The sequence below is a fragment of the Ferruginibacter sp. genome (assembly GCF_014377975.1).
Taxonomy (GTDB): domain Bacteria; phylum Bacteroidota; class Bacteroidia; order Chitinophagales; family Chitinophagaceae; genus Ferruginibacter.
Genome location: NZ_JACMOO010000435.1, coordinates 44,435 through 70,690 on the forward strand (window position 1 = coordinate 44,435; position 26,256 = coordinate 70,690).

Genomic DNA, 26,256 nt, shown 5'->3' on the forward strand with positions numbered 1-26,256 from the left:
TCATCGCAGCAACGAATCCAGCTTTTGATGAAACATTGGGTAGGCGTTCAGGTTATGATGCGTGCCCCCTTTAATGGTTATAAACTGATCGGTTGTTTTTAAAACATTTTTTAATTTAGCTGCGCAGCGATAAGGAATTACGCCGTCATCTGTACCATGAAAGATGGTGATGGGTACTTTTACTTTTGATAAATATTGATAAGAAGGAATTTTATAATTTGCCATACTACCGGCAGGATAAATGGGGGCATAACATCTAAATAAATCAGCGATGCTGCTGTAAGGCGTTTCTAATATTAATTGCCTGCAGTTTTTTACAGATGCCAGGTAAGCAGCAATGCCGGTACCCAATGATTTACCGTAAATAACAATCTGATTTTTATTAAATGTTCCTGCGGCCAGGTCGTAAATTTTTTCTGCCTGCTGGTACAGTATTTTTTCATTTCTTGTACCTAAACTTTTACCAAAGCCAGGGTAATCTTCCATCCATACTTCGTAACCATGTTTGGTAAAACTGGCGGCAAATTTTGCATAGCGGTTAATGTTGCCTTTATTGCCATGAAAATAAATGACAACTCCTTTACGCATAGAATCTGCCGGAAAAAATTTTATCATATTGATGGTATCTTTTTTACCAAATGCAATATCCGTTTCTTTAAAAGGCACATCAAATTGATACACATAATTTCTTGCAAGCCGTACAGGATGAAATAAAAAATATTCCTGCAAAAAATATAAGGCAACGCCTATAAAAACATATAAAAATACCAGCCACTTTAACCACTGCATTGTTTTATTTTTTTTGCTTTTATTCATGAATAACTGATTATTTAAAGGTATAAATTTTTCTGTCCGGGATATCAGGGCGCTAAAATATCCCTGATAAATTTATGGTATTCCGGAAAAGAAGGCAGGTTGTTATGGCCACCTCCCACAATACGCATCAATGTTATTTTGCGTGGGTTTAAAGCCTGTAATTTTTCACTGTTACTGATGGGAATCAGCCAATCCCTCGTTCCGTGCAGGATATAGGTATGGCAATTTACTTTTGGTATCCACTTATCGGTACGCATGTGAAAACGCAATACAAAGCGCATAGGTAAAATGGGTAAAAAACGTTCTACCGCTTTTATAAAACTAAAATACGGGGCATCTAAAATTAAGTACCGGGGTTTGTTTTCACTGGCCAGGTTTGCTGCAAATCCGCTGCCAAGGCTTCTTCCATAAACAATCAGGTGGTTTTCGTGGTGCTTTGTTGCCAGGGTATCATATACAAACTGCATATCGCTGTGCATATCTTTTTCGTTACGCTTGCCGGTGCTTTTTCCAAAGCCACGATAATCTACCAATACCACATCATACTGGTAGCGATAAAAGTCTTTGGCATATTTTGCCCAGCCTTTAATGCTTCTTGAGTTGCCATGAAAATAGAGGATAAGGCCCAACGGTTTTTCAACATAAAAATGAAGGCCGTTGATGCTCACACCTTCGGCTACATCAAAAAATAATTCTTTAAAAGGTGCGTCATATTTGTACTTAAAATCGGGCTGTAATTTTTCCGGTTTAAAAATAAAACGTTCCTGCACCAGGTAGGCAATTGCTAATAAAACAAGGTAGCCGAGGATGATATATATTATGGTGGATGACAAGATGATTTATTTTATAATTCGCTTACTAATATCTCCTTTTGTTGTTTGAGCATTCGCACGATATGCTCTAAAGAATTTTCTCTTTTTTGATTTACTGCTTTCAACACTGAACTAAAAGGAAATCCTCTCAGCATAATATGATCAATCTGGCATAAAAAGTCAGTGCCATATTCATGGGTTATTACAGTTCAGGTCGAACCCAATGTTTTATTAACGTAATGGCCAAATGCTGAACCGATTGAAGTAGCAAATTCAGTTTCGGTACAATTAAAGTTTTTAGGATTTTTATTCCATAAGTCAATTAGAAAATCAAGATTTTCAGCTGTATAATTCTTCAATGAATGCCCGGGCATATACTTTTTAAGCAATGTATCTGCAAGTATTAAACATTCAAATATAAATTTGCAATCTTTTTCAGCAAGCGCTGCAAATTCTTGCTTTATCATTTGAGATACAGCTTCTTTGAAGTAAATAGTTTTACCATCGATATTTGTTGAGCGACGTTCAAAATCGTCGTCTGATATTTCATGATATTTTTTATACATTAAAATATTCTTAAGTTAATAATCTATCAATTGAGAGAACATTGGCATTGCTGAATGTACAAATAATAAACCAGCCAAAACAATTGAACGCTGCATTTTGCGTGAGGGATAGAAAACGAAAGCCCAAAGGTGAGGCTTTGTGCAAAGGTTCGTGCCGGCGACCTGGAGTGGATAGCGTGCCCCCTTAAGAATCCCGGGGGCACGCCCAAATTATTTTTAAACTATTAAATATTACCAAACGTTTTCTTCCAGGCTTCGGTACCACCAACAAGATTGTATAAATTATTGAAAGGATATTTTTCCTGCAACCGCTGAATGGCAATCTGGCTGCGAACGCCGGCCCGGCAATAAATAACCACTGGTTTTTCCTTTTCTATTTCAGAAAGATGCTTGGTTATTTCTGCCAGCGGAAACAAAATGCCACCAATGTTATAAGCTTCATGTTCATGCGGTTCACGGGTATCTATCAGTTGAAAATCTGTGTGGTCACTTATCCACTTTTGTAATCCGGCTGCACTGATATTTTTTATCTGCATAAATATTTTATCCTTCTATACTGCTATACTTCTTCCTCTTCGTCGGTATAAATTCTTCTTAATTTAAACCTGCTGGTTGGGGCTACCACCAATGGATATTTTTCAACCGATACATTGCTTTGCTGCAGGCCAAAACCTTTTTCTTCGCTCAGAGAAATTTCTTTTATCCAGAAATAGAGATGCATGATGATGCGTTCCATAAAAGGCAATTCATTGTCCTGCGATAAAAATTTTTCCATTACCACAAACTGAAAATCGCCTACTACATTGTTGCGCTGCTGGCTTTCATAACGGCTGGTAACATTCACTTCTTTATTGGCCACCAAATCTTCTACTACTTTTTTAAACATCAGGTTTATCCGCGGCGCTATCCGGAAGCCCAGCCTGAATTCTACGCGGATAATATCATTGGGAATAATATGATCTACGACGTACTCGCAGGTATAGGGATCATCCAATGTATCCAAATGTACAAACCAAAAAATATCGGCCCGTTTTGGCTTACCGCTCAATATGCTGTAAATAATTTTGTGCTCAATTTCTTTGGGGTTATTGGCACTTGTCATATACACCAGATGGGTAGCGTATTTGGGTACTGTGGTATCATTACTCAATTCTTCCAGCTTTGGAACGTATTCTTCCATGCGAACAAATTCAACATACCTGTTTTTTATTTTTCGGCTGCGATACCACACGTACATTACCACAAACAGGCCGCCAGCAACCAGCAAAGCTATAAAGCCGCCATGCGGAAATTTATCGAGGTTGGCAAAAAGAAAACTTATTTCAATGGAGAGATACACCGCTAAGAACAGGTAGATCCATATCCTTGCTGTTCTTCTCGAAATTAAATAATTGGCAAACAAAATAGTAGTGGACAGCATACACAAGGTAATGGCCAAACCATAGGCTGCTTCCATGGCACTGGAAGATTTAAAATACAATACAATGGAACAGCAGCCGATGAACAGTAAAAGGTTAATACCGGGGATATACAACTGGCCCTTTGCTTCGGATGGATAATTGATTTTCATTTTTGGCCACAGGTTCAGGCGGATGGCTTCGGCAATTAAAGTAAAGGAACCACTGATTAATGCCTGGCTGGCAATAATGGCTGCTAAAGTAGCAATCACCAATCCTATCAGTCTGAACTGTTCGGGCATTACACCAAAAAAAGGATTAAAGCCACCCTTGATCATTTCATCTGAAATAACATGGCCGCCGTGATGAGACAATAACCAGGCTCCCTGGCCAAGGTAATTTAATATAAGGCACAATTTTACAAATATCCATGAATACCGGATGTTGGCACGGCCACAGTGACCAAGATCGCTGTACAACGCTTCTGCACCCGTGGTACATAAAAAAACGGCGCCCAATATCCAAAACCCTTTGGGATATTGGGTTAATAATTTAAAGGCATAATAGGGATTAAAGGCTCTAAAAATTTCCCAGTCGTCGGTTAGGTGAATAAGGCCAAACACAGCAAGCATGCTGAACCAGATCATCATAATGGGGCCAAACAATTTACCGATAGAAGCCGTACCAAATTGCTGTAAAAAAAACAGAAACAACAAAATACCCAGCACGATATAAATAATAGTACCCTGCTCAATATGTTTAAAGGCATCTATTTGTTTTAAACCCTCAATGGCCGATGCAACCGAGATAGGCGGGGTAATCATACCATCTGCCATCAGGGCTGCACCACCTATCATGGCAGGAATTACCAGCCATCTTTTTTGCCGCCTTACCAATGTATATAAAGAAAAAATACCACCCTCACCTTTGTTATCGGCCCTTAATGTAAGTATTACATATTTAATGGTTGTTTGTAAAGTAAGGGTCCAGATAATACAGGATAATCCTCCTACAATGAGTAGTTCGCTTATTTCTTTACTGTTTACGATGGCGTTAAAAACGTACAATGGAGAGGTTCCTATATCTCCATAAATAATTCCTAAAGCAACAATTAAACCTGCGGCTGTTACCTTATTTACTGGCGTTGACACTACTTTTTAATTTTTAGTACGATGGCTTTGGCAGCAGCGGTAAACGCTATTTCATACTGCAAATACCGTTGCAAATGTATATTGAAAGCCTTTATTTTGAATAGAAAAATTTTAACACTCCGGTACTACCCTGGTTTCGGCAAAACAAAACTTATTTCGAATGTTTATTTTAAAATGTAAACAGGTTTGTAGCTGCCTGAATTGTACCATAAAAAATGGAATGTTATGGACAACATTATACTTTTGTCTGCCAATAAAATACATCCGGCATTTACTTTATCTTTAATAAAATTGTATGATCAAATACTCCTTTCTTTTTTTCGTTGCCTTTTGTTTTATTTTTTTACAGGTGCCAGCGCAAAAAATGGTCTTAAAAAATATACATTCTTTCGGCGCAAAGGGAGATGGCAAAACAAATGATACAGAGGCATTTTTAAAAGCCGCTGCTTTTTTTAATGAACGGACGGGAAATGGTACACTGCTGATTCCAGAAGGTGTCTACATCATCGGCAAACAACTTTTTAGTAACGGCGATGTAAATAAATCTACTTACCAGGGCATTCGCATTCTTGACTTTAAAAATAGCAATAACCTGATAATACAGGGAGAAAAAGGCACCCTGTTAAAATATGCAGATAATTTAAAATTTGGAAGTTTTGATCCTGTTACCGGTAACATATTTAATGGCAATAATCCTTCGCAACCTGATCCAAAATATGCAGGGGATATTGGTTATTGTATTGGTTTAACCGACTGCAAAAATATTACTGTTAAAACGCTTGTTTTAAATGGAAATAATAAAATGATTCAATTGGGTGGTTTGTATGATGACAAAGGAATTCAATTAATGCATGTAGGGATTTATATACACAATACACAAGGCGTTTATATCGATAATATAAATGCCAGTTATTTTGCACTGGATGGCATTATAGTAACCAATGTTGCTTCTGATAAAAAGGACGATATTAATATTACGAATTCAATATTTGAATACAACTTCAGGCAGGGATTATCATGGGTTGGAGGAAATTATCTGCAGGCAAAAAACTGCAGGTTTAATCATACGGGCAAAAGTGTTTATTGTTCTCCACCGGGCGCTGGTGTAGATATTGAGGCTGAAGTTGGTCCTATCACCAATGGTATTTTTGAGCATTGTGAGTTTATTGACAATACAGGCTGTGGCGTGGTAACCGGCGGCGGTGTTACCAGCAATTGTACATTTACCGATTGCACTTTTTGGGGAATTAATAACTGGTCAATTTGGGTAAGCGCACCCGCATTTACTTTTATTGGATGTAAAATATATGGTAGTATTGTACATGGATACAATGCATCCAATGCAACGGAAGCTACCCGTTTTATACGATGTTATTTTGAAGATAAAGCCTACAAAGGGCAACCTTCCTACGGCAAATATTTGCTGGAATGCGACGGGCCCAGAAGGATATCTTTTGACAGCTGCACATTCGTCCCGCATGCAAAACCAATTGCATGGCTAAATACAAGCAATGCAAAAACATCCGAAGAAAAAGCAACAATAAGCAACAGTCAATTTATAATTCCGGAAAAAGAAGGTAATAACACACCCGTATCTTTTTCGTTTATAAATTTTTTTAACAACACTACAGAATTTAAAAAATATTAAGCTGTAAAGAATAAAATGATGTGTTCTTATATTTTATTTTTATATACCCTTCGCCTCCAATAACTTTAATAATATCAAGGTGGTAAAAGCAAGTGTTACTTCATAGCTATTTTGTAATTTTTCCGGTTGATCCGGTTTCTCCTGGCATTAATTCAAAAATAAAGTCTGGATTAAGACCTTCTTCTGCCCGGTGAGAAACATACAATACAGCCGTTTTACTTTCCATGGCTATTTTATTAATCAATGAAGTTATAATAATCACATTGTGATCATCCAAACCGGCAGTTGGTTCGTCCAGTATCAACAGGGGCGGGTATTTTACCATGGCCCGTACAATTAATATCATGCGCTGTTGCCCCAACGAAAGCAGGTAAAAAGGTTTTTTCTTCAGCGGCAAATAACCAATCAATGCAAGCCATTCATTGGCTAATCGTATTTTTCTATCGGAGGGTTTTATGTACAAACCAACTGAATCATAAAAACCCGACAGCACCATTTGCTCTACACTATTGTACCTGCTAAATAAGTCTGTTATAGAGCTGGTAAAATAACCAATCTTTTCTTTGATCGACCATACCGTTTCGCCACTTCCTTTTCTTTTTCCAAACAGTACCAGGTCTTGTCCGTAGCCTTTTGGATTATCGCCGGTGATCATGGATAATAAAGTTGTTTTACCTGCACCATTCGGCCCCGTCAGTTGCCAGAATTCACCTGCATTAATTTGCCAGCAAATATTATTTACAATCATCCTGTCTTCGTATTGTACACTAACATTATTAAACTGAATAAGCGGATTATTAAATGTATTGTACGCATGATCGGATAAGGGTATGGTACCATTGAACAACGGTATTTTTTTATCTTCCTGCTCCCGGATATAACCGGCAATGTTATTGAGGCGTACTATGCTGTTATCATCCGTAACACTCACTGCATTTTTTATAAAAGGCAGATAATCTATTGCCCGGTTTATAAGCTGGATGATGGTAATGCGCTGGCCAATATCGTGGAGCATTGCCAGCAGTTTTTTTTGTGAATCAATATCAAGATTATCGAAAGGATTATCAGCTATGATAAAGTCCGGCTCCTGTAAAAGCAAATAGTGCAGCAGAGCTTTTTTTTGCTCGCCCCCTGATAAAGAGCGCAAGTGCCGATTGGCTGTGGCAGCTACTTCTACCTGGTCGTGCCGCTCCTCCTCTTCTATAATTTCTTTTATGGAAAGGGCAGAAAACAATACTCCTTTTAATCCACTAAAGCCTTCAAAAACTGCAGGCAATTTATTACTTAATAACTGTTGTATCAATAACTGCTTGTTGGCATTATCCGTTAAAAAAACTGCCCAATGATTTTTGTTGTTCATGTTTTTCAAAATAATTTAAATGTACTCCGGTACTTTTCCCTAAAATAAATTACATAGAGATATTTGTAAAGAAATTAAAATTACTATTTTAATCCTCCTGGTGCTGTACCAAAACACAGGCCCCTTACTTTGAAGTAAAGGGCCATTATACAAACTATGAGAATAAACAAAACTGAACGCCCTGCTGCACACAAAGCGCATTGCGTCAATCTGGTTTTTTACCGTCTAAAAATGTGTTGATGGTGCCTATTTCGGCCTGGTTATTTTCATCTGATTTTACTGTATAGTTACTATAAAAACTTTCTACATCCGCGATAGAATTGTGCAATTCCATATTGCGGCGAAGGTAAGCAGGTACCGTTTCAAACTCATTATTCGGATCGGCCGCGTTAATATTGAATGACAAATTACGCAGTTTTGCAATGCGATCCATAGCCCGGCGCCGTAGTTCCTCCGTTTCGTCAGGCATTGCCCGCTCCTCAACATTGGACATCATGATTGGCTGAGTTTGTTGTACAATTGGTTGTTGCTCTTCCTCCACCGCTTTTTGGGAATCCTTAACCACCATTTGCATTTCAAATAAAGGCTCGTCTTCCCTTACCGTAATCCGCAAAGAGGTTAGTTCTTCCGTAGTGTTGGATTTCGTGTCCGGCTGGTCCTCTACATATATATTCGAGGGCTTTGCCAAAAAACCACCTGCAGACGATACAGGTGCGCTAGCTTCTTTATTGTGTAATGAAAATATCGTTTTGGTAATGGAAGTGGTTGCTGGTTTCTCAACAGGTATGGGTAGCTCGGGTATATCAAACTCTATTACAGGACTTTGATCTGAAGCCGAAGATATTTCAAAAAACACAGGTTCATCCTTTGATTTTTCCCCAGTAGTTTTACTAAGTAAATTTACCACAGCTACTTCATGGGTTGATGCTGCTACAGGCATTGCTACTTCATGCGCTATTTTTTCAACCGGGTTTTCTTTTATTTTAATTGCTGGTTTTAGCACTTCCATATCTTCAAATTGCAATGTGGGCTGCTGCATTTTCACCACTTCCTTTTCGGGTGTTGCCAGGGTCATAACAATCTTATCATCTTTCTTTTGTTCTTTGGGTTGGTTAATGGTTTTTGCAAACGGATCTTTGTGTTCAAAGCCTGTTGCAATCAGCGTAATACTGATGGCTGCGCCCAGCGAATTATCATAGCCCAATCCTAAAATCACATCACTGTCGGGGCCTGCCTGCGCCATTAAATAATTCTGGATAACCTCTACCTCATCCATGGTAAATTCATTCTCTCCTTCGCAACTGTTGATGTTGATGAGAATCCATTTAGCGCCGCGGATATCATTGTCATTCAACAGCGGAGAGTTCAATGCATTTTCAATGGCCATCTGTGCCCTGTTTTCACCTTCGGCAGATGCGCTGCCTAAAATGGCAACACCACCCTTGCTCATTACCGTACAAACGTCGGCAAAATCCACGTTTATCTGGCCAGTGCTGTTAATTACATCCGTGATACATTTGGCTGCTGTAGCCAGTACATTGTCTGCTTTGGCAAAAGCCTCCTTCATTTTTAAATTACCAAACTGGTGGCGCAATTTATCATTGCTTATTACCAGCAAAGTGTCTACATGATCTTTCAGTAAACTGATACCCGCTTCTGCCTGCGCAAGTCTTTTTTTACCTTCATAAGCAAACGGTGTAGTAACAATACCTACGGTAAGTATACCCAGATCTTTACAAATTTTTGCAAGAATCGGAGCGCCCCCCGTGCCGGTACCACCGCCCATGCCTGCTGTAATAAATGCCATTTTGGTATTCACTTCCAGGATGCGTTTTATTTCTTCCAGGCTTTCTTCTGTAGCCTGTTTACCAATATCCGGGTTAGCGCCCGCCCCAAGGCCCTGCGTTAAATGTGGCCCCAACTGAATTTTATTGGGCACTTTACTTTGAGCTATGGCTTGTGCATCTGTATTGCAGATGATGAAGTTTACGCCTTCAATATTTTGCGAAAACATGTGGTTCACCGCATTGCTTCCGCCACCACCAACACCAATCACTTTAATGATTGACGATTGTTCTTTTGGCAAATCAAAATGTATCATAGTTTGTTTTCTCCTAAATACAGTTTCCTTAAATGAATTAATATGAAACTGCATTTTTTAATTTAGGCACATTATTTTTCAGTTAGTAAGGCAGAAAAAATATGCTGTTATTGTAAATGGGGTTAGTGATAAAAGTGCATTATTTATTGAGCATTTATAAAAACCTTTTATTAAATAAGCCTGGTTCGTCTATCTATCTTTCAAATGTTCTTCCGCCGCGGCGAAAAGATAGTTGGTGCGCTTTATAACTTCGAATCTTCCTCTTCTTTAAACAGGTCTATCAGTCCAATTTTAAAAGAGTCCATAAATCCCTTTAATGATTTCCGTTCTTTTACTTTTACAACTTTTACCATGTCTTCTTCTGGTGCTTCCTTAACCGTATCAAGGGTTTCATCTACTGGTAACTGCTGTAAAGCCCTTGGTACTTCCACCTTGCGGAATTGCTCATCAAAACGCTTGTTCTTATTTTCAAAATCATTGTATCCCTTTAATATTAAACCAATACAGGTGCTGTACATTGGTTTTGCCAGTTCATCAATATGTCCACCCGCCAGATGTTCGTTCGGGTAGCCGATCCTTGCATTTAAACCCGTAACATATTCTGTTAACTGTATCAGGTGTTTTAACTGAGATCCGCCGCCGGTGAGTATTACACCCCCATTAAGCAAGCGGGTATCCAATCCAACCTGTTTTAAATGATAGCTTACAAAATCCATTATTTCACTCATGCGTGCCTGTATAATGCTGGCCAGATTTTTAACACTTATTTCTTTTGGCTGCATACCACGCAAACCCGGGATAGTTATAAAAGCGTTGGCTTTTGCTTCGTCGGCCAACGCACTGCCAAACTGCACTTTCATTTGTTCGGCCTGTGTTTTTAAAACCCCCAGTCCGTTTTTAATATCGTTGGTAATATTTTCGCCACCAAAGGGAATTACCGCGGTGTGTTTTAAAATGCCTTCGTAAAAAACTGCAAGGTCTGTAGTACCGCCACCAATATCAACAATGGCCACACCTGCTTCCAGGTCCTGGTCGCACATTACGGCTGCCGCAGATGCCAGTGGTTGTAACACAAGATCCTGCGTTTTTAATCCTGCTTTTTCAACACTGCGGTTAATATTGCGAATGGCATTTTTGTCGCCGGTGATGATGTGAAAGTTAGCACCCACTTTTACGCCGCTGTAGCCAATGGGGTTCGGAATATTTTGAAAATTATCTACTGTAAATTCCTGCGGAATAACATCAATAATCTGGTCGCCTGCCGGAATGTAAGTGCGGTACTGATCTGCAATCAGCCGGTCAATTTCTTCCTGCCTGATTTCTTCTTCTGTTGTTTGGCGAACAATATCGCCACGGGTTTGCAAACTTTTAATATGATGGCCTGCAATACCAACATATACTTCACTCAGCACCAGGTTAGGGTTTGAAGCATAACAGTTTTCCAATGCCGTTTGAATTGCCTTGATCGTTTGATCTATATTCAGTACCATTCCATGTTGTACGCCATTACTGTTGGCACGGCCAAAGCCGAGTATCTCCAGTTTGCCATATTCGTTTTTGCGTCCGGCAATGGCTGCAATTTTTGTAGTACCGATATCCAGACCAACAATAACAGGATTGGTATTAGCCACCCCGCTTTCATTTGCTGTGTTTTGTTCGTTGCTCATAGTTTGTGTGTTTGTATGTGTTTGTGTGTGTGTTTTCTATTTTTTGTTTACTGAACTTTAAGTCCCATCCTGTATTATAAATATTTTGCTATCATTTTATCTTTAGTCAACATCGCTGTGTCACTCACTTTTACCGCATACCTTTTTTTAACTTTTATCTAAGCGTATGGGCTGCATTCAATTGCTGTTGTTATCATTTTTTGTTATTGTTCAATAAAATTTCTCTTTTACTCCTTTACTATTTTATGCTTTCAAACGTATGTTAATATTCATTGCCCGCTTTTTTAACCGCCGGTTTAGCCGGAGGTTTGGTTATTGGTTTTGGCAATAATGCCTTTGGTTTTACCATAGGTTTTAATGCTGGCTTTAATACTGGTTTTAATGCTGGTTTTACAACTGCCCGTTTTAATTTTACTGCTGTGTTTACTTGCTTTTCCGTTACCGCTTTTTTTACCGGTAACAATATTGGTTTAGGCACTTTTATAACAGCCGGTTTTATACCAGGGGCTTGCTTTACAACTGCATCAGTTTGTGGCGAAAGTCTTTTTCGGGCAAAGGCGTCATGCTCGTCATCCCGTTGTATTGACTGTTGTATTAAATCAATGCTGGTAGTATTGTTTTCATTATCGGCTGCAATGCTGTGCATCGAATCGTTTGACAATCGTTCCGTATTTTCAGCCATCGCCTGCATCAATTGTACAGTACGCAGACTATCGGATGATTTATCTTCTGCACCTTTTCTTTTGGCAACCACCTGCCCTTTGTATTGCACATTTATTTCGTTGTATCTATTCCATCCTGCTTTTACCATTACGTCTTTGTAAAATAATTGCAGCTTATAAAATTTTTCTTCTACATCTGTTGCATCGCCAAAAACAATTATCGAGTTACCAATTTTTGGCACCATTTCAAAGTTTCTTTGCGGGGTTATATCTACCTGGTCAATCATAGCCATCGTAAACCTGTCTTTTTGTATGGCCATACTAACGGTTAAAATATCTTTTAATAAAGCACTGTCCTGCGGTAATAAAACAATCTTATCCGAAGGAAACCCGGTAAATACAGGCAACCTGGCCGAAAACTTTTCACTCAATGGCAACATGGTGAGCGAACTGTCAATGTAGAAAGTAGTGCCGGTAGTAGTAAATACTCTTGCCACGGGTTCCCTTTCTATCACCTTTACCATTAGCTTGTTATTGTTATCAAAAAACAATTGAGCTGTTTTAACCCAGATGTCTTTTTGCAACGAGTTTTCCAATAGTTTTAAATCAAAAGCACTGGTTGCTTTACCCGTTGCACTGCCACCAACAATACCGTTAATTATATTGAGTATATCTTTTTTATCAACAAAAAAATTATTACTCACTCCTTCAATGGCAATGCTTATCCCACTGCAATGTTGCGCATCCTTTCTTTTGATAGCGGCTACCAGCAATACAATAACTCCAACAGCTGTGGCAAGCCATACGGAAGTCATTATCCATTTTACTATCGTTTTTTTATTTGCCAGAAGAAACTATTTTTTTAATTGGTTCAATCAATGTGTCTATATCACCTGCGCCCGCCGTTATTATCAATGTTCCTTCAAAACCTTCTTCTACATGTGCTTCGTTTTCCTGCGCCAAATGTTTTAACAGGTTTTCTTTGCTGAGCACCATTTTATTTTCGCTGTGCATTCTTTGTACAATCATTTCACTACTTACCCCTTGCAGGGGTAATTCCCTTGCGGGATAAATAGGTAACAGAATTGCCTCATCTGCCAGGTCAAGTACTTCTGCAAAACCATCTGCCAGGTCGTTGGTACGGCTAAACAAATGCGGTTGAAAAACCACAACGCATTTTTTATTGGCAAACATTTTTTTTGCACTGGTAATCAACGCCCTTAATTCCTCCGGGTGATGCGCATAATCATCTATATACACTACCTTATCCGTTTTTACAATGTATTCAAATCTTCTTTTTACTCCGCGGAAAGCCGCAACAGCCGCAATGATTTTGCTATCCTCAATTTGTAAATGGTGCGCTATTGTTATTGCTGCAAGTACGTTTTCAATATTGTGTAAGCCACCCATATTGAGTACTACCGAACCTCCCTGCCCCCCAAAAGACGGTTCTTTAGAAATCACTACATTGAAGTGATAACTGCCGTTGTGTATGTGAATATTTGATGCATACACATCCGCTTTGGGATTGTCGATGTGGTACGTTAAATGTTGATGCCCTTTTAAATCTTTCTGTTTGGCCACACCAAATTTACTAAGTAACAAACCGCCTGGTTTTATCCGTGCAGAAAAATCAATGAAAGCCTGTTCCATATTTTCAACTGTTCCATAAATATCCAAATGATCCGGATCCATACTGCTGATGACGGCTACATCGGGACTTAGTTTTAAAAAACTACGATCATATTCATCCGCTTCCACCACACACACATTGTTTTGGGCGGCCCAAAAATTAGTATTGTAGTTTACTGCAATGCCCCCTAAAAAAGTATTGCAGCCATAACCGCTGTGCGTAAGAATATGCGCCACCATTGTACTGATGGTAGTTTTGCCATGTGTACCTGCTATGCAGATATTAAAAGAACTGCTGGTGATGGCCTCCAATACATCACTGCGTTTTACGACTGTATAATTATGTTGCTGAAAATAATTTAGCTCATTGTGACTGGCGGGTACTGCCGGGGTGTATACCACTAACTGTACCGCTTTATCAATTAGTTGTATGCTATCTTCAAAATGAATGTTAATTCCTTCTGCGGTTAACTGTTGGGTTAACGCCGTGGGGGTTTTATCGTAGCCACTTACCTTAACACCGATGCTTTTAAAATACCTGGCTAGTGCGCTCATGCCAATACCGCCAATGCCTAAAAAATAAATCCCTGCTACTTCATTCGCCACAACTGGCCTTACTTTCAGCGATGTTAATATGTTGTTGTAGTTGTTCATTTATTTTTATTCAGATCAGGCAATTGCCTGATTTTTTTATAGATTCAATTTTTCGTTTTATTCTTATTTTGTTTCCTTGTGTTGAGTAGGCCGCAGCCTGGTACTACCCGATTGATTGTATTATATTTTTTGCCACCACTTCATCTGCGTTGGTAATGGCGAGTTTACTAATATTTCTTTTAAATGTTTCCAGCTTTGCTTCGTCTTTTACCAGGGCGATAATTGCTGGCACCAACTCATTCAAAGCCTCACTGTCTTTTATCATCATACCGGCATTTTTATTTACCAGATTTTTTGCATTTACCGTCTGGTGATCTTCTGCTGCAAAAGGATAGGGCACAAACAAAACTGCTTTTTTGGCCACACATAATTCCGAAACCGACATTGCTCCACTTCTGCTGATTACTGCGTCTGCTGCTGCATAGGCGTATTCCATTTGCATTACAAAATCGTTTACCCAAACATTGGCTTTTCCCGTGGCTGCTTCTTTTGCTTTTGGCAAAAAAGGTTTGCCGGTTTGCCAGATCAGTTGCAGGTTATTATTTTCAAATTCATCCAGATGAGCAGCCAGCGCTTCGTTGATACTTTTTGCACCGAGGCTGCCACCGATGGATACAATTGTTTTTTTATAAGGATCCAAATCGAAAAAACGTACTGCATCTTCCCGGCTAACGGTACTGCCGGCGATACTTTCGCGTATTGGATTGCCTGTGACCATAATTTTATTGGGCGGAAAAAACTTTTCCATACCATCGGTTGCTACAAAAATCTGCGTTGCCTTTTTACCCAGCAGCATATTGCTTTTACCCGCAAAGGAATTGGCTTCGTGAATAAAAGTTTTTATCCCTCTTGCCTGGGCAAAACGCAGTACCGGATAACTTGAATAACCGCCCACACCTACTACTGCTGTTGGCTTAAAGAGCCTAAAAATTTGTTGCACCTGTAATAAACTTTTTACCAGCTTATAGGGTAAACCAATATTTTTTATCAAAGAACTTCTGTTAAATCCTGCAATACTTAACCCTTTTATTTTATAACCTGCCAACGGCACTTTTTCCATCTCCATTTTTCCTTTTGCTCCCACAAATAAAATTTCCGCTTCGGGCATTAATTTTTTTATTGCATTGGCAATGGCTATGGCCGGAAAGATATGTCCGCCGGTGCCACCGCCTGCGATGATGATGCGAAGCGGAGCTGAATCGGCCACCCCTGCTGCGCCCCAAGGTAGGTTCTGTGAAGACCCTGCTTTTTTATCATCGCTCATTTATTTTTATTGAGTTTTATCTTTTTTCTTTTTATCCTTAAATTGCTTAATACTGTTTCAAATTATTGTACTCTTTGTACTGCCTGCTGCTTTTTTTGTACAAGAGTGCGACGCAACTATGTTTAATTATTAACAAAAGCCGGGTACAAAATTCTTTATAAATTTAAACCTGGTCTTCTTCCTTTTGGGAAGATGCCGGGGCTTTAATTTCTGCTGCCAATATGCTTTTTCCCTCTAACTGTTCTACGTTTCTTGCCACACTTAAAATGATACCGATGGACAGACAGGTAAACAGAAAACTACTTCCTCCCATACTTACCAGCGGTAACGTAACCCCTGTATTTGGAAACAGATTTACGTTTACCCCCATGTTGGCAATGGCCTGTATTACCAGCGTAAAACTTAGTGCCAGCGCCAGAAATGCTCCGAATGCAAATGGGCATTTTTGGTACAACCTGATGCAGCGGTATAAAAACAACAGGTAAATAAATACAATGAATGTGCCACCCAGCAAACCATACTCTTCCAAAATAATCGCAAAAATAAAATCGCTGTACGAGTGTGGTAAAAAATTTCTTGCACTACTGTTACCCGGACCCACACCAAACCATCCGCCGTTGGCAATGGCAATTTTTGCCTGGTTTATCTGGTACAATTTTTCATTTTCATCTTCCTTATGGCTGTACATAAAAGTCTGTATCCGTCCTATCCACGTAGGTACACGGCCTGTTGCAAAAATCGCCGGAAGATCTTTTGTTTTGTGCTCTTCCTTATCGTAATATTTTACCGCAATGGTTAATAAAATCATTACCGGTATCATTGCTATAGCAATGGTTAATAAAATATGTTTGGTGCTGATGCGTCCAATAAACATCAGTAATAAACTGGTAGCCGCAACCAATATGGCCGTGGATAAATTGGCAGGTGCTATCAGTAAACAAATAATAACAACGGGAATAATAATGGGCAAAAATCCTTTCTTAAAATCTTTTATCACCTGTTGCTTGCGGCTTAACTGGCGGCTCATGTACATGAAAAGGGCCAGCTTTGCAAGGTCAGATGTTTGAAAAGTCATATTGATAACGGGCAATTTTATCCAGCGGCTGCCTTCATTTAAGCGGGTGCCAAAAAAGAAAGTATAAATGAGCAATGGAATGGCAATTAAAAATAAGATGAGCGCTATCCTTGAGTAGATGGTATAATTTACCCGGTGAGCAAAGTAAATAATAATTACACCAAGGATGATGAATGCAAACTGTTTAAATAAAAAGCTTTCGGTGCTTTTACTGTATTTATACGCCAGTGATCCGGTGCTGCTGTACACCACCAGCAAACTTACCAGTGTCAGAATAATTACGATGGCCCATATCACCTTGTCGCCTTTGGTTTTGCTAACCAAATTGCCGCCCATATTGCTGATGTTGGGTGTAAAAAATTCTTTTATGTTGATGTTATCTGCCATTATGAAATTCCGAATGAAGGGAATTTTATTTTTATAATAGTTCGTTCTTTAAATTTTTTTATCAAAGTTTATCTTTAGCCATCGTTAGAATTTTTAATTATTTGGGGCAGTTTACAGATTTTTAACAGCCTGCTTAAACTGGTTACCCCTGTCTTCATAATTTTTAAACAAATCAAAACTTGCACAGGCGGGACTTAACAAAACCACATCGCCATTTGCTGCAAATTGAAATGCTGCCTGTACGGCTTCTTCTGCAGTAGCTGTGTCAACAATTGAAGGAACAATATCTTCAAATGCCTCATGAATTTTACGGTTATCAATGCCCATGCAAACAATTGCTTTTACCTTTTCTGTTACCATTTCTTTCATGGCTGCATAGTCGTTGCCTTTGTCAACACCCCCTAAAATTAAAATGGTAGGCTTTTCCATACTCTCCAGGGCAAACCAGGTACTGTTTACATTGGTGGCCTTACTGTCATTAATAAACTCAACTCCTTTAATGGTAACCACCGGCTCCATGCGGTGTGCAAGGGTTTCAAAAGTCTGGAGTGCTTCCCTTATTTTTTCTTTCCGGATATCAACTGCTGTTGCGGCCAAACTTGCTGCCATACTATTATATTGGTTGTGTTTTCCCTTCATCTTAAAGTCATCAATGCTCATTTGCATTTCTTCACTTTTCCATTTCAGGTGCATTTTTGCGTTGGCCAGGTATGCTCCCTGTGGTAATTCTTTGCTCATGGTGATGGGGTATAAGGTTGATTTAATATTGTACTTTTTAATACTTTTACGGGTGGTTTCATCATCGAGGCAGTAAATAAATACATCTTCTGCCTGCTGGTTTTTTGCTATGCTAAACTTACTGTCTATATAATTTTGAATGTTATAATCGTATCTGTCCAGATGATCTTCGGTAATGTTGGTTAACACTGCCACATCGGGCCGAAAAGTTTTTATATCGTCTAACTGAAAAGAACTTATTTCCACTACGTACAATGCTTTAGGATCTTCAGCTACCTGCTTTGCAAAAGAATATCCGATATTGCCTACCATGGCGCAATCTTTACCACCCAATTGGCACATGTGATAAATTAATGCGGTGGTGGTGGTTTTTCCATTGCTGCCTGTGATGGCAATTATTTTGCTGTTGCCTTTGTACCGGTAAGCAAATTCAATTTCGCTGATTACCGGAATTCCTTTTAACCTTATCTTTTTTACCAGTTCATTTTTTTCGGTAATGCCCGGGCTTTTAATTACTTCATCGGCTGCTAAAACTTTGCTCTCCGTATGGCGGGCTTCTTCAAAAACAATACTGCTTTGCTGCAATGCGCTTTTATATACTTCTTTAATAGATCCGCCATCGCTTACAAATACATCATACCCTTTTTGCTTTGCCAGCAAAGCAGCACCCACACCGCTTTCACCGGCACCCAATATCACCAGTTTTTTTAAGCTGTTGTGCGTATCCGGTACTTTACCCCCAGGTATGTTTGCAAATGCCTGCATAATTTAATTGTACATAAATGAGCCTTTTTTAAAGGGCTTTTAATAAAAATAGTTGTTCAACAACCTCAAATCAAACAGACAGTAATGCTGTTGATTTTAGTTGCTGTACCAGTAAAAAAGGTTTTTCAACAGCATAGAATTTAACAGGTTCTTTTCAATTTTTTTATTGCCGTAACAATAAAAATGGTTCTTCAACAATATCAAATTTTGCAGACAGTTGTTCTGCTAATTTAAGTTATTGTAAATTTTAAAATGGTTCTTCAACAGCATAGAACTTAGTGGGCTGATGGCTTAATTAATTTTCACAATTCAGGATCTGTTAATTGAAAAACGTGAATTGGATTTTACTCAATTCAATATCCGGGTTTTTCTAAGAAAAAAATTTACCTCAATTTTAATGTTCCTATTGCTACTACTACACTTAATATTGTTACAATCCAAAAACGAACGGCTATTTTACTTTCGTGATAACCTTGTTTTTGATAATGATGATGCAGCGGGCTCATTAAAAAAACACGTCTGCCTTCGCCATATTTCCTCTTTGTATATTTAAACCAACTCACCTGTATTACCACACTTAAATTTTCTACTAAAAACACAAAGCAAAAAATTGGTATTAATAATTCTTTGCGCACAATAATGGCCAATGCTGCGATGATACCGCCCAATGCCAAGCTTCCGGTATCGCCCATAAAAACCTGTGCCGGGTAACTGTTGTACCATAAAAACCCAATACACGCTCCAACAAAGGATGCTATAAAAATAGACAGTTCACCCAGGTTGGGGATGTACATGATATTAAGATATTCAGCAAGTTTTATGTTGCCGCTTACATAAGCAAATATTCCCAGACAAATTCCGATCACTGCACTTACGCCTGTTGCCAAACCATCCAGCCCATCGGTAAGGTTGGCTCCATTGCTTACCGCCGTAACTATTATTATTACAATAATGATGTACAGTATATAAGTATATTCCCTCCAGCTTGCCGGTAGTAATTTTGCATAATTAAACTCATGTGTTTTTACAAACGGGATAGTGGCAATGGGCGATTTTACTTTTACAAAAAGATGTTGTTTACCATCAATAGTTACTATGTTAAAAGAGTCGCTCATTAATCTTTGTCCCGACTTCAAAAGAGAATCCTTTATAAATTTTATATCGGGATTGTACACTTCCCTTTGCACCACCACACTCTGGTTAAAATACAATGTTGCCCCCACAATTATCCCCAGCATTACTTGGCCGAAAATTTTAAACCTGCCTGCCAAACCATCGCTGTTACTTTTTTTATAATTGACGCCCTTGGCCTGTGCCCTCCGTTTCGATCTTATTTTCAGGTAGTCGTCTATAAAACCAATAGTGCCTAACCAAAGCGTACACAAAATCATCAGCCGTATATATACCTTATCCAAATTTGCCAGTAACAAAGTAGGTATTAATATGGCCAGTATAATGATGATGCCACCCATTGTTGGTATGCCTTTTTTTTGCTGCTCCCCTGCCAGTCCTAAATCACGTACACTTTCGCCCAACTGCTTTGTATGTAAAAACCTGATCAGTTTTTTACCAAATACGGTTGTAATCACCAGGCTTAATATAACGGCAAATAATACCCGGAAAGTAATAAAATCGAACAGACCGCTGCCCGGAAATTTTATCCCTTCTTTTGTTAACCAGCGAAATAAGTGATACAACATAATTTTATTTGACAATTAATTATTAATAATGGATAATTAGTAATTATTAATTCCTGCTACTTTTACTCTCTTAAAAATTTTATTTTTTTGTTTCTTTAGCTATCTTTTAAATCGCTAATATATCAGCACATTAACTAACTAATTGTCTTCATTTGTCGAGTAGTTCAAACATTTCATTCAAAATTTCCTTATCATCAAAATCATATTTCACCCCTTTTATCTCCTGGTATTTTTCATGGCCTTTACCTGCCACCAAAATAATATCTTCTTTCAATGCCAGGCTCACGGCGGCTTTAATAGCTTCTCTTCTATCTGCGATGGTGATATATTTTTTTCTTGCTACTACATTTACGCCTGCCTCCATCTCTTTTAATATGTTCAGCGGATCTTCACTGCGTGGGTTATCGGCTGTAAAAATTACCCTGTCACTGTGCTCACAGGCAGCCGCTGCCATGATGGGCCGCTTTGTTTTATCCCTGTCACCACCACAACCTACCACGGTAATAATATGCTCGTGACCCTGACGTAATTTTTTAATGGTAGCCAGAACATTTAATAATGCATCGGGCGTATGTGCGTAATCAATAATGCCAATCACTTTATCATTTTTGCTTACCATATAATCAAATCTTCCTTCTGCGCCATCCAGGCTGCTTAACACTTGTAGTACCTTATTTTTTTCTTCTCCCAAACAAATAGCTGCCCCGTACACAGCTAATAAATTATAGGCATTGAACTCGCCTATTAACCGAAAATAAACTTCCCGGTCGTTCACCAGCATGTGCAATCCTGCTAGGCTGTTTTCTAAAATCCTGCCTTTAAAATCAGCCATTGTTTTAAGGCTGTAGAAATATTTTTTTGCAGCCGTATTCTGTAAAATCACATGGCCTCTTTTATCATCTGCGTTACTGATGGCAAAGGAAGATGATGGCAACGCATCAAACCATGATTTTTTTACCCGGATGTATTCATTAAATGTTTTATGATAATCCAGGTGGTCGTGTGTTATGTTACTGAACAAGGCTCCGGTAAATTGCAAACCTGTAATTCTATGCTGGTGAATGGCGTGACTGCTGCATTCCATAAATACCATGGTACAACCTGCATCTGCCATTTTTTTTAACAATGCGTTTAGGCTGATCGCATCAGGTGTAGTATGAGTAGATGATATTACTTCTTTCCCGATTTGATTTTGCACAGTGCTGATCAATCCACATTTGTATCCCAATTCACTAAACAATTTCCATAATAAAGTAACAATGGTTGTTTTGCCATTGGTACCGGTTACACCGGTTAGCTTTAGTTTTAAAGAAGGTTCGCCATAAAAATTATGACTCATAAAACCTGCTGCCGCTGCACTGTTCTCTACTTCAATATAGGTTACCTCCTCATTTAATATGGCAGGTAATGTTTCGCAAACAATTGCACTGGCACCATTTTCAATTGCGGTATCCACAAATTGATGCCCATCCGCAACAGTTCCCCTAATGGCGATAAAGCAGGTGCCCTTGCTCACTTTTCGTGAGTCAATCTGCAGATCTTTTATTGTTGTATTGGTATTACCCTTTACGCTCCGCAGGCTTACTTTATATAGAATATCTTTTAGCATCAATTTAAAAATAGTGTTATAACCTGTCCTTTTTTAAAGGTGGTTCCGGCCGCTAGTGACTGGCTTAATACCCTTCCTCTGCCAGTTGCTGTTACTTTCAATCCTTTGTTCTCCATTAAATACACTGCATCTTTTAAGCCCATGCCAATTACCGCCGGTATAATGGCAGAAGCAGTAGTTGTATACACCGGTGTATTTAAAACAGCCGTATTATTTTTTATGCTGGTTGACCTCCAGTAACCGCCTGTTGCCGAATCTTTGTAAGGCAGCTTCAGTGTACTAAAAATTGAACTCCATTCGTTTTTCATGCCATAATAATTGTACTGTGTGGTATCTGCTGATGGAGTAATAAATTTTTTACTACTTAAAAAACGGCCATAAATACGATCACTTATTTCTTTAAATACAGTACCTGAAACATCTGCTCCATAAACGAGTTTAGATTCTTTGCTATTTTGAATAACCACTGCCATGGTATATTTGGGCTGACTAGAAGGAAAATAACCAATGAAGGAAGCCTGGTAAATTTTATTGCCTTTATTGTATCCCTTATTGTTGAGCGCTGTAACTGCGGTACCGGTTTTACCCGAAATAGCGTAAGCACTGTCAAATAAAATTTTATGCCCTGTTCCGTGAACACTATCTACCACTGCACTCAAACACTCTTTTAATTGAACTAGTGTTTCGGCACTGCAAATTTTTTCAACCAGAACCTGCGGATGTATTGTTTTTATATCTGCACCATATTCCCTTACGGCATTTACCAGGTAGGGCTTCATCATTTTACCATCATTGGCAACGGCATTGTACAACATCAGCATGTGCAGTGGTGTTACCAGTTCTTCGTATCCATGTGCCATAAAAGGGATAGTTGTATTGGCCCAACTCCGGTTGGAAGGTTTTTTAATCAACGGCTTACCTGATGACGCGGTAATATCAATTCCTGTGATGGTATCCAAACGCAAATGATGTAAATGTTCAATAAATTTAGAGGGCTGGGTATGATAATACTGATCAGCCATTTTTGCAAAAGCAACGTTACTACTTGCTGCAAAAGCTTCTTTTACGGTTAACACCTGGTTGGGATGGGTATCATGAATTCTTAATCCGTAAAATTGTTTCATTCCTCCCTCGCAATCTACCAGGGAATTGTTGGTGACATATTTATCTTCCAGCAAACTAAGTAATGTAGCCAGTTTAAAAATAGAACCCGGCTCTGTTGCTTTACCAATTCCATAATTGAGGTCTTCTGCATACGTACCGTCCGTTTGTTTTCCCAGGTTGGCAATGGCTTTTATTTTACCGGTTGCTGTTTCCATAACAATGGCCGTACCGTGTAACGAGTTATTGCCCACCATCATTTTCATTAGTGCATTTTCTGCCACATCCTGCATATAGGTATCTAGTGTAGTGATGATGTCTTTACCATTTTCAGGTTCCAGCTCCGCCCCTTCCACCGGCATATACCCACCGGCAATATAGCGCATCAACCGCTGGCCTGTTTTACCTTTCAGTACACTGTCGTAACTCTGCTCTATCCCTACATTTTTTGTTGCATTTTCTCTTGATAAGCCAATGGTTCTATTGGCAAGCAGTAAATAAGGATTGATGCGTTTATCTCTTGGATCAATAATAAAACCACTTTTATTTCTCCCCTGTTTTACCAACGGAAATTCACGTAGCTGTGCATATTCTACAAATGATATCTTTTTTTTCAAGGTGTAATAGCGGTCTTTATTTTTATAGGCCAGTTGCATTTCCTTTTTATATGCAGCACTTGTTTTGTCTTTAAAAAGCCGGGCTAAATAAATACTCAGCGAATCCACATTGTCTTTAAACCGTTTGCCGTTTTTTTCTCTCAATCCATCTGCGCCAAAATCCACATACACATCAAAAATGGGGATAGAAGTGCTCAGCATATTTCCATCTTCACTATAGATTGTACCGCGTTCAGCATCCATTGGCATGTATCTTAAATGCAGGCTATCGCCTTTCTTTTTCCAAAAATCACCGTCAATGTGTTGAATAAAAAAAGCCCTGCCTATAACAACAGCGCCGAGCGCTATCATCAAAATAAAACTGAGGTACACCCTCCATAATATGTCTCTTTTTATATCCAAAGTACTAATCTCATTTACCGATTTTATTATTCATTTTTAAAAGAAAAAATGAAGGTTATAAAAGCGGTCTTTTATAATTTCAAATAATTATTTTCATCTTATCTGTATGTTGTTAACACCGTATCCAATTTACAAACCTGTTAAGGATTTGTAGCAACAATACTATCCAGCAATATCGGGGCAGTCGTCAATTCTTTTAATCCCAGCGGCTCCACTGCTTTCACCAGTTCACTTGCCTTGCTTCTAAAAATTACTTCGCTCTTAATCGTTTTGTATTCGTATTCAAGTTCCCGAATGTGTTTTTCTGTTGCACCTATCTTTCTGGTTATTTTATCTTCATAATGGCCATTGTAGATGTACAACACTGCCAGCACGGCTAAAAATAAAAAGAAGGGAATATTTTTAACCACCCACTGATGATTTAAAAACCGCCGCCAGTCTGGCTTACGGTTAACTGGCTGTTCCGGTATTTTTACATCTTCCTGCAAACTTCTTTTTTATTTAATTTTTAAATCTGTTATTCTTACAATCACCAATCAGCTAATAAAAATCATACATCAAACCTGCTGCTTTCTTTCTGCCACTCTAAGTTTAGCACTTCTTGATCTTTTATTTTGCTTTGTTTCTATTGCCCCAGGCAGTACCGGCTTTTTAGTAATTACCAGCAATGGGCTTTCTGGCCTGCCTCCATAAATATCATCCGCTTCCGAATCTGAAAAAGTTCCTGCTTTAAAAAAATTCTTTACCAGCCTGTCTTCCAAAGAGTGAAAAGTGATGATGACCGCCCGGCCACCGGGTTTTAATAAAGCGGGAATTTGTTCGAGTAATTCTTTTAGTGCTCCTAACTCGTCATTTACTTCAATGCGCAGTGCCTGAAATACCTGGGCAAAATATTTTGGAGGAATTCCCTTCACCACCGATTGCACAGCCTGTTTAAATTCGTTGACGGTTTTAAGAGGTGTTAAAGTCCTTTGCTGAACAATTATTTTGGCCAATGTTTTTGCATTGGTTACTTCTCCATATTGTTCCAGCATTTTGTGCAACTGCAGTTCGGAAAATGTTTTTAAAATATCTGCTGCGGTTGTTGTTTGACGCTGATCCATCCGCATATCCAAGGCTGCGTTAAACCTTGTGGAAAAGCCCCGGGCAGCTTCGTCAAACTGGTGACTTGATACACCCAAATCGGCTAATATGCCATCTACCTTTGTTATTTTATGCAGACGCAAAAAACGTTGCAGGTGGCGAAAATTCTGTGGAACAAAAATCACCCTGTTATCCGCAGGTAAATTTTTGCGTGCATTCTCATCCTGGTCAAATGCAAACAGTTTTCCCCTTTCATTTAATTGCTGCAAAATAGCACGGCTATGACCTCCGCCTCCAAACGTACAATCCACATAAATACCATCGGGCTTTATTGCCAAACCGGCTATAGATTCATTCAATAATACCGGCACGTGGTAACCAGCCTCTGAGCTCAATTGATTGTTTGGCAGCTTTTTATTTTCCTGTTCCATGGCTTTCAATTAATCAGCATTTTTAACTTTCAGATTTTGAGCCCATTACTTCATTGGCCATTATCTTGAACTCCTCTTGTGAAAAAGATTCAAAGAACTCTTTGTATTTTATTTTATCCCAGATCTCAATTTTATCGCCCACAAATACCAGTACTGCATCCTTTTCCAATTTTGCGTAATTCATTAAATTCTTTGGCAATAGCAATCTTCCCGCACTATCCAATTCTACTTTTGATGCGCCATTTAGAAACCGGCGTTTAAAGGCACTTGCCTTACTGTCAAAATCGTTTAATTTGCTGATTTTTGCATAAAGGGGGTCCCAGCTTTCCATTGGGTACAAACTCAAACAAGAATCCAATCCTCTGTTAATGACAAACTGGTGTGCGCCTTCTTCTGCCAACTGCTTTTTTAAAGCAGCCGGAACAAGAAACCGCCCTTTGGGGTCTATTGTAACTTCGTATTCACCCAAAAAACCTGTCATTTATAGCTGAATTATATTTGAATAAATAATATTCACACAAAATAACACTTTTTCCCACTCCTTATTCAATTAAACAGAAAACATTTTTTTCCACATGCTTAAATCGGGCAGGAATGTGGATTTGAGGCGGTTTTACC

The 26,256-nt window shown here is 38.8% G+C and carries 20 protein-coding genes; 1 reads left to right on the forward strand and 19 read right to left on the reverse strand.

The features are described 5' to 3' along the window. From H7254_RS21125 to H7254_RS21145, 5 genes are all read right to left on the reverse strand, one after another. Complete coding sequence (locus H7254_RS21125; RefSeq protein ID WP_301934861.1) at nt 1-789, reverse strand: alpha/beta hydrolase; 789 nt, start codon at nt 787-789, stop codon at nt 1-3. A gap of 71 nt (nt 790-860) precedes the next feature. After that, a complete protein-coding gene (locus tag H7254_RS21130) occupies nt 861-1,649 on the reverse strand; it encodes an alpha/beta hydrolase (RefSeq protein ID WP_301924428.1) in 789 nt (262 codons plus the stop codon). Nucleotides 1,650-1,837: 188 nt separating this feature from the next. Continuing rightward, nucleotides 1,838-2,194, reverse strand: coding sequence for a hypothetical protein (locus tag H7254_RS21135; protein WP_301934862.1), 357 nt, complete (start codon nt 2,192-2,194; stop codon nt 1,838-1,840). Between the two features lie 224 nt (nt 2,195-2,418). Next, entirely contained in the window at nt 2,419-2,730 is a 312-nt protein-coding gene (locus tag H7254_RS21140; protein ID WP_301934863.1) for a rhodanese-like domain-containing protein, read from the reverse strand. 23 nt (nt 2,731-2,753) lie between these two features. Continuing rightward, on the reverse strand, nt 2,754-4,742 hold the full coding sequence (locus tag H7254_RS21145) for a KUP/HAK/KT family potassium transporter (protein WP_301934864.1): 1,989 nt from the start codon (nt 4,740-4,742) through the stop codon (nt 2,754-2,756). 364 nt (nt 4,743-5,106) lie between these two features. Between H7254_RS21145 and H7254_RS21150 the strand changes: the two genes are divergently transcribed. Continuing rightward, complete coding sequence (locus tag H7254_RS21150) at nt 5,107-6,390, forward strand: right-handed parallel beta-helix repeat-containing protein (RefSeq protein WP_301934865.1); 1,284 nt, start codon at nt 5,107-5,109, stop codon at nt 6,388-6,390. A 106-nt stretch (nt 6,391-6,496) separates the two neighbouring features. Here the strand turns inward: H7254_RS21150 and H7254_RS21155 are convergent, their stop codons facing one another. From H7254_RS21155 to mraZ, 14 genes are all read right to left on the reverse strand, one after another. After that, nucleotides 6,497-7,750, reverse strand: a complete 1,254-nt coding sequence (locus H7254_RS21155; protein ID WP_301934866.1) for an ATP-binding cassette domain-containing protein — start codon at nt 7,748-7,750, stop codon at nt 6,497-6,499. A gap of 205 nt (nt 7,751-7,955) precedes the next feature. Then, nucleotides 7,956-9,851: a cell division protein FtsZ gene (ftsZ, locus tag H7254_RS21160; protein ID WP_301934867.1), complete on the reverse strand. Its 1,896-nt coding sequence runs from the start codon at nt 9,849-9,851 to the stop codon at nt 7,956-7,958. A gap of 242 nt (nt 9,852-10,093) precedes the next feature. Next, complete coding sequence (gene ftsA / locus H7254_RS21165) at nt 10,094-11,518, reverse strand: cell division protein FtsA (RefSeq protein WP_301934868.1); 1,425 nt, start codon at nt 11,516-11,518, stop codon at nt 10,094-10,096. Nucleotides 11,519-11,780: 262 nt separating this feature from the next. After that, nucleotides 11,781-12,995 carry a hypothetical protein gene (locus H7254_RS21170; RefSeq protein WP_301934869.1) on the reverse strand — a complete coding sequence of 405 codons (1,215 nt, stop codon included), beginning with the start codon at nt 12,993-12,995 and terminating at the stop codon, nt 11,781-11,783. 22 nt (nt 12,996-13,017) lie between these two features. Continuing rightward, a complete protein-coding gene (gene murC / locus H7254_RS21175; protein WP_301934870.1) occupies nt 13,018-14,466 on the reverse strand; it encodes a UDP-N-acetylmuramate--L-alanine ligase in 1,449 nt (482 codons plus the stop codon). A 103-nt stretch (nt 14,467-14,569) separates the two neighbouring features. Beyond that, nucleotides 14,570-15,730, reverse strand: coding sequence for an undecaprenyldiphospho-muramoylpentapeptide beta-N-acetylglucosaminyltransferase (murG, locus tag H7254_RS21180; RefSeq protein ID WP_301934871.1), 1,161 nt, complete (start codon nt 15,728-15,730; stop codon nt 14,570-14,572). 163 nt (nt 15,731-15,893) lie between these two features. Beyond that, nucleotides 15,894-17,192, reverse strand: a complete 1,299-nt coding sequence (locus tag H7254_RS21185) for an FtsW/RodA/SpoVE family cell cycle protein (protein WP_301934872.1) — start codon at nt 17,190-17,192, stop codon at nt 15,894-15,896. A gap of 111 nt (nt 17,193-17,303) precedes the next feature. After that, complete coding sequence (murD, locus tag H7254_RS21190; protein ID WP_301934873.1) at nt 17,304-18,695, reverse strand: UDP-N-acetylmuramoyl-L-alanine--D-glutamate ligase; 1,392 nt, start codon at nt 18,693-18,695, stop codon at nt 17,304-17,306. A gap of 383 nt (nt 18,696-19,078) precedes the next feature. After that, nucleotides 19,079-20,395, reverse strand: a complete 1,317-nt coding sequence (gene mraY, locus H7254_RS21195) for a phospho-N-acetylmuramoyl-pentapeptide-transferase (protein WP_301934874.1) — start codon at nt 20,393-20,395, stop codon at nt 19,079-19,081. 148 nt (nt 20,396-20,543) lie between these two features. After that, complete coding sequence (locus H7254_RS21200; protein WP_301934875.1) at nt 20,544-22,004, reverse strand: UDP-N-acetylmuramoyl-L-alanyl-D-glutamate--2,6-diaminopimelate ligase; 1,461 nt, start codon at nt 22,002-22,004, stop codon at nt 20,544-20,546. Beyond that, entirely contained in the window at nt 22,004-24,124 is a 2,121-nt protein-coding gene (locus tag H7254_RS21205) for a penicillin-binding protein (RefSeq protein WP_301934876.1), read from the reverse strand. The genes H7254_RS21200 and H7254_RS21205 overlap by 1 nt, the downstream gene beginning before the upstream one ends. 140 nt (nt 24,125-24,264) lie before the next feature. Then, entirely contained in the window at nt 24,265-24,612 is a 348-nt protein-coding gene (locus H7254_RS21210) for an FtsL-like putative cell division protein (RefSeq protein WP_301934877.1), read from the reverse strand. A gap of 69 nt (nt 24,613-24,681) precedes the next feature. Beyond that, nucleotides 24,682-25,638, reverse strand: coding sequence for a 16S rRNA (cytosine(1402)-N(4))-methyltransferase RsmH (gene rsmH / locus H7254_RS21215; protein ID WP_301934878.1), 957 nt, complete (start codon nt 25,636-25,638; stop codon nt 24,682-24,684). Nucleotides 25,639-25,660: 22 nt separating this feature from the next. Next, complete coding sequence (gene mraZ, locus H7254_RS21220; RefSeq protein ID WP_301934879.1) at nt 25,661-26,119, reverse strand: division/cell wall cluster transcriptional repressor MraZ; 459 nt, start codon at nt 26,117-26,119, stop codon at nt 25,661-25,663. Between the last annotated feature and the right edge of the window lie 137 nt (nt 26,120-26,256).

Excerpts from the sequence above, each read along its gene's own strand:
- H7254_RS21125 (WP_301934861.1), bottom strand. The coding sequence starts at position 789 with ATGCAGTGGTTAAAGTGGCTGGTATTTTTATATGTTTTTATAGGCGTT.
- H7254_RS21135 (WP_301934862.1), bottom strand. The coding sequence starts at position 2,194 with ATGTATAAAAAATATCATGAAATATCAGACGACGATTTTGAACGTCGC.
- H7254_RS21140 (WP_301934863.1), bottom strand. The coding sequence starts at position 2,730 with ATGCAGATAAAAAATATCAGTGCAGCCGGATTACAAAAGTGGATAAGT.
- H7254_RS21150 (WP_301934865.1), top strand. The coding sequence starts at position 5,107 with ATGGTCTTAAAAAATATACATTCTTTCGGCGCAAAGGGAGATGGCAAA.
- H7254_RS21155 (WP_301934866.1), bottom strand. The coding sequence starts at position 7,750 with ATGAACAACAAAAATCATTGGGCAGTTTTTTTAACGGATAATGCCAAC.
- ftsZ (WP_301934867.1), bottom strand. The coding sequence starts at position 9,851 with ATGATACATTTTGATTTGCCAAAAGAACAATCGTCAATCATTAAAGTG.
- ftsA (WP_301934868.1), bottom strand. The coding sequence starts at position 11,518 with ATGAGCAACGAACAAAACACAGCAAATGAAAGCGGGGTGGCTAATACC.
- H7254_RS21170 (WP_301934869.1), bottom strand. The coding sequence starts at position 12,995 with ATGACTTCCGTATGGCTTGCCACAGCTGTTGGAGTTATTGTATTGCTG.
- murC (WP_301934870.1), bottom strand. The coding sequence starts at position 14,466 with ATGAACAACTACAACAACATATTAACATCGCTGAAAGTAAGGCCAGTT.
- murG (WP_301934871.1), bottom strand. The coding sequence starts at position 15,730 with ATGAGCGATGATAAAAAAGCAGGGTCTTCACAGAACCTACCTTGGGGC.
- H7254_RS21185 (WP_301934872.1), bottom strand. The coding sequence starts at position 17,192 with ATGGCAGATAACATCAACATAAAAGAATTTTTTACACCCAACATCAGC.
- murD (WP_301934873.1), bottom strand. The coding sequence starts at position 18,695 with ATGCAGGCATTTGCAAACATACCTGGGGGTAAAGTACCGGATACGCAC.
- mraY (WP_301934874.1), bottom strand. The coding sequence starts at position 20,395 with ATGTTGTATCACTTATTTCGCTGGTTAACAAAAGAAGGGATAAAATTT.
- H7254_RS21200 (WP_301934875.1), bottom strand. The coding sequence starts at position 22,004 with ATGCTAAAAGATATTCTATATAAAGTAAGCCTGCGGAGCGTAAAGGGT.
- rsmH (WP_301934878.1), bottom strand. The coding sequence starts at position 25,638 with ATGGAACAGGAAAATAAAAAGCTGCCAAACAATCAATTGAGCTCAGAG.
- mraZ (WP_301934879.1), bottom strand. The coding sequence starts at position 26,119 with ATGACAGGTTTTTTGGGTGAATACGAAGTTACAATAGACCCCAAAGGG.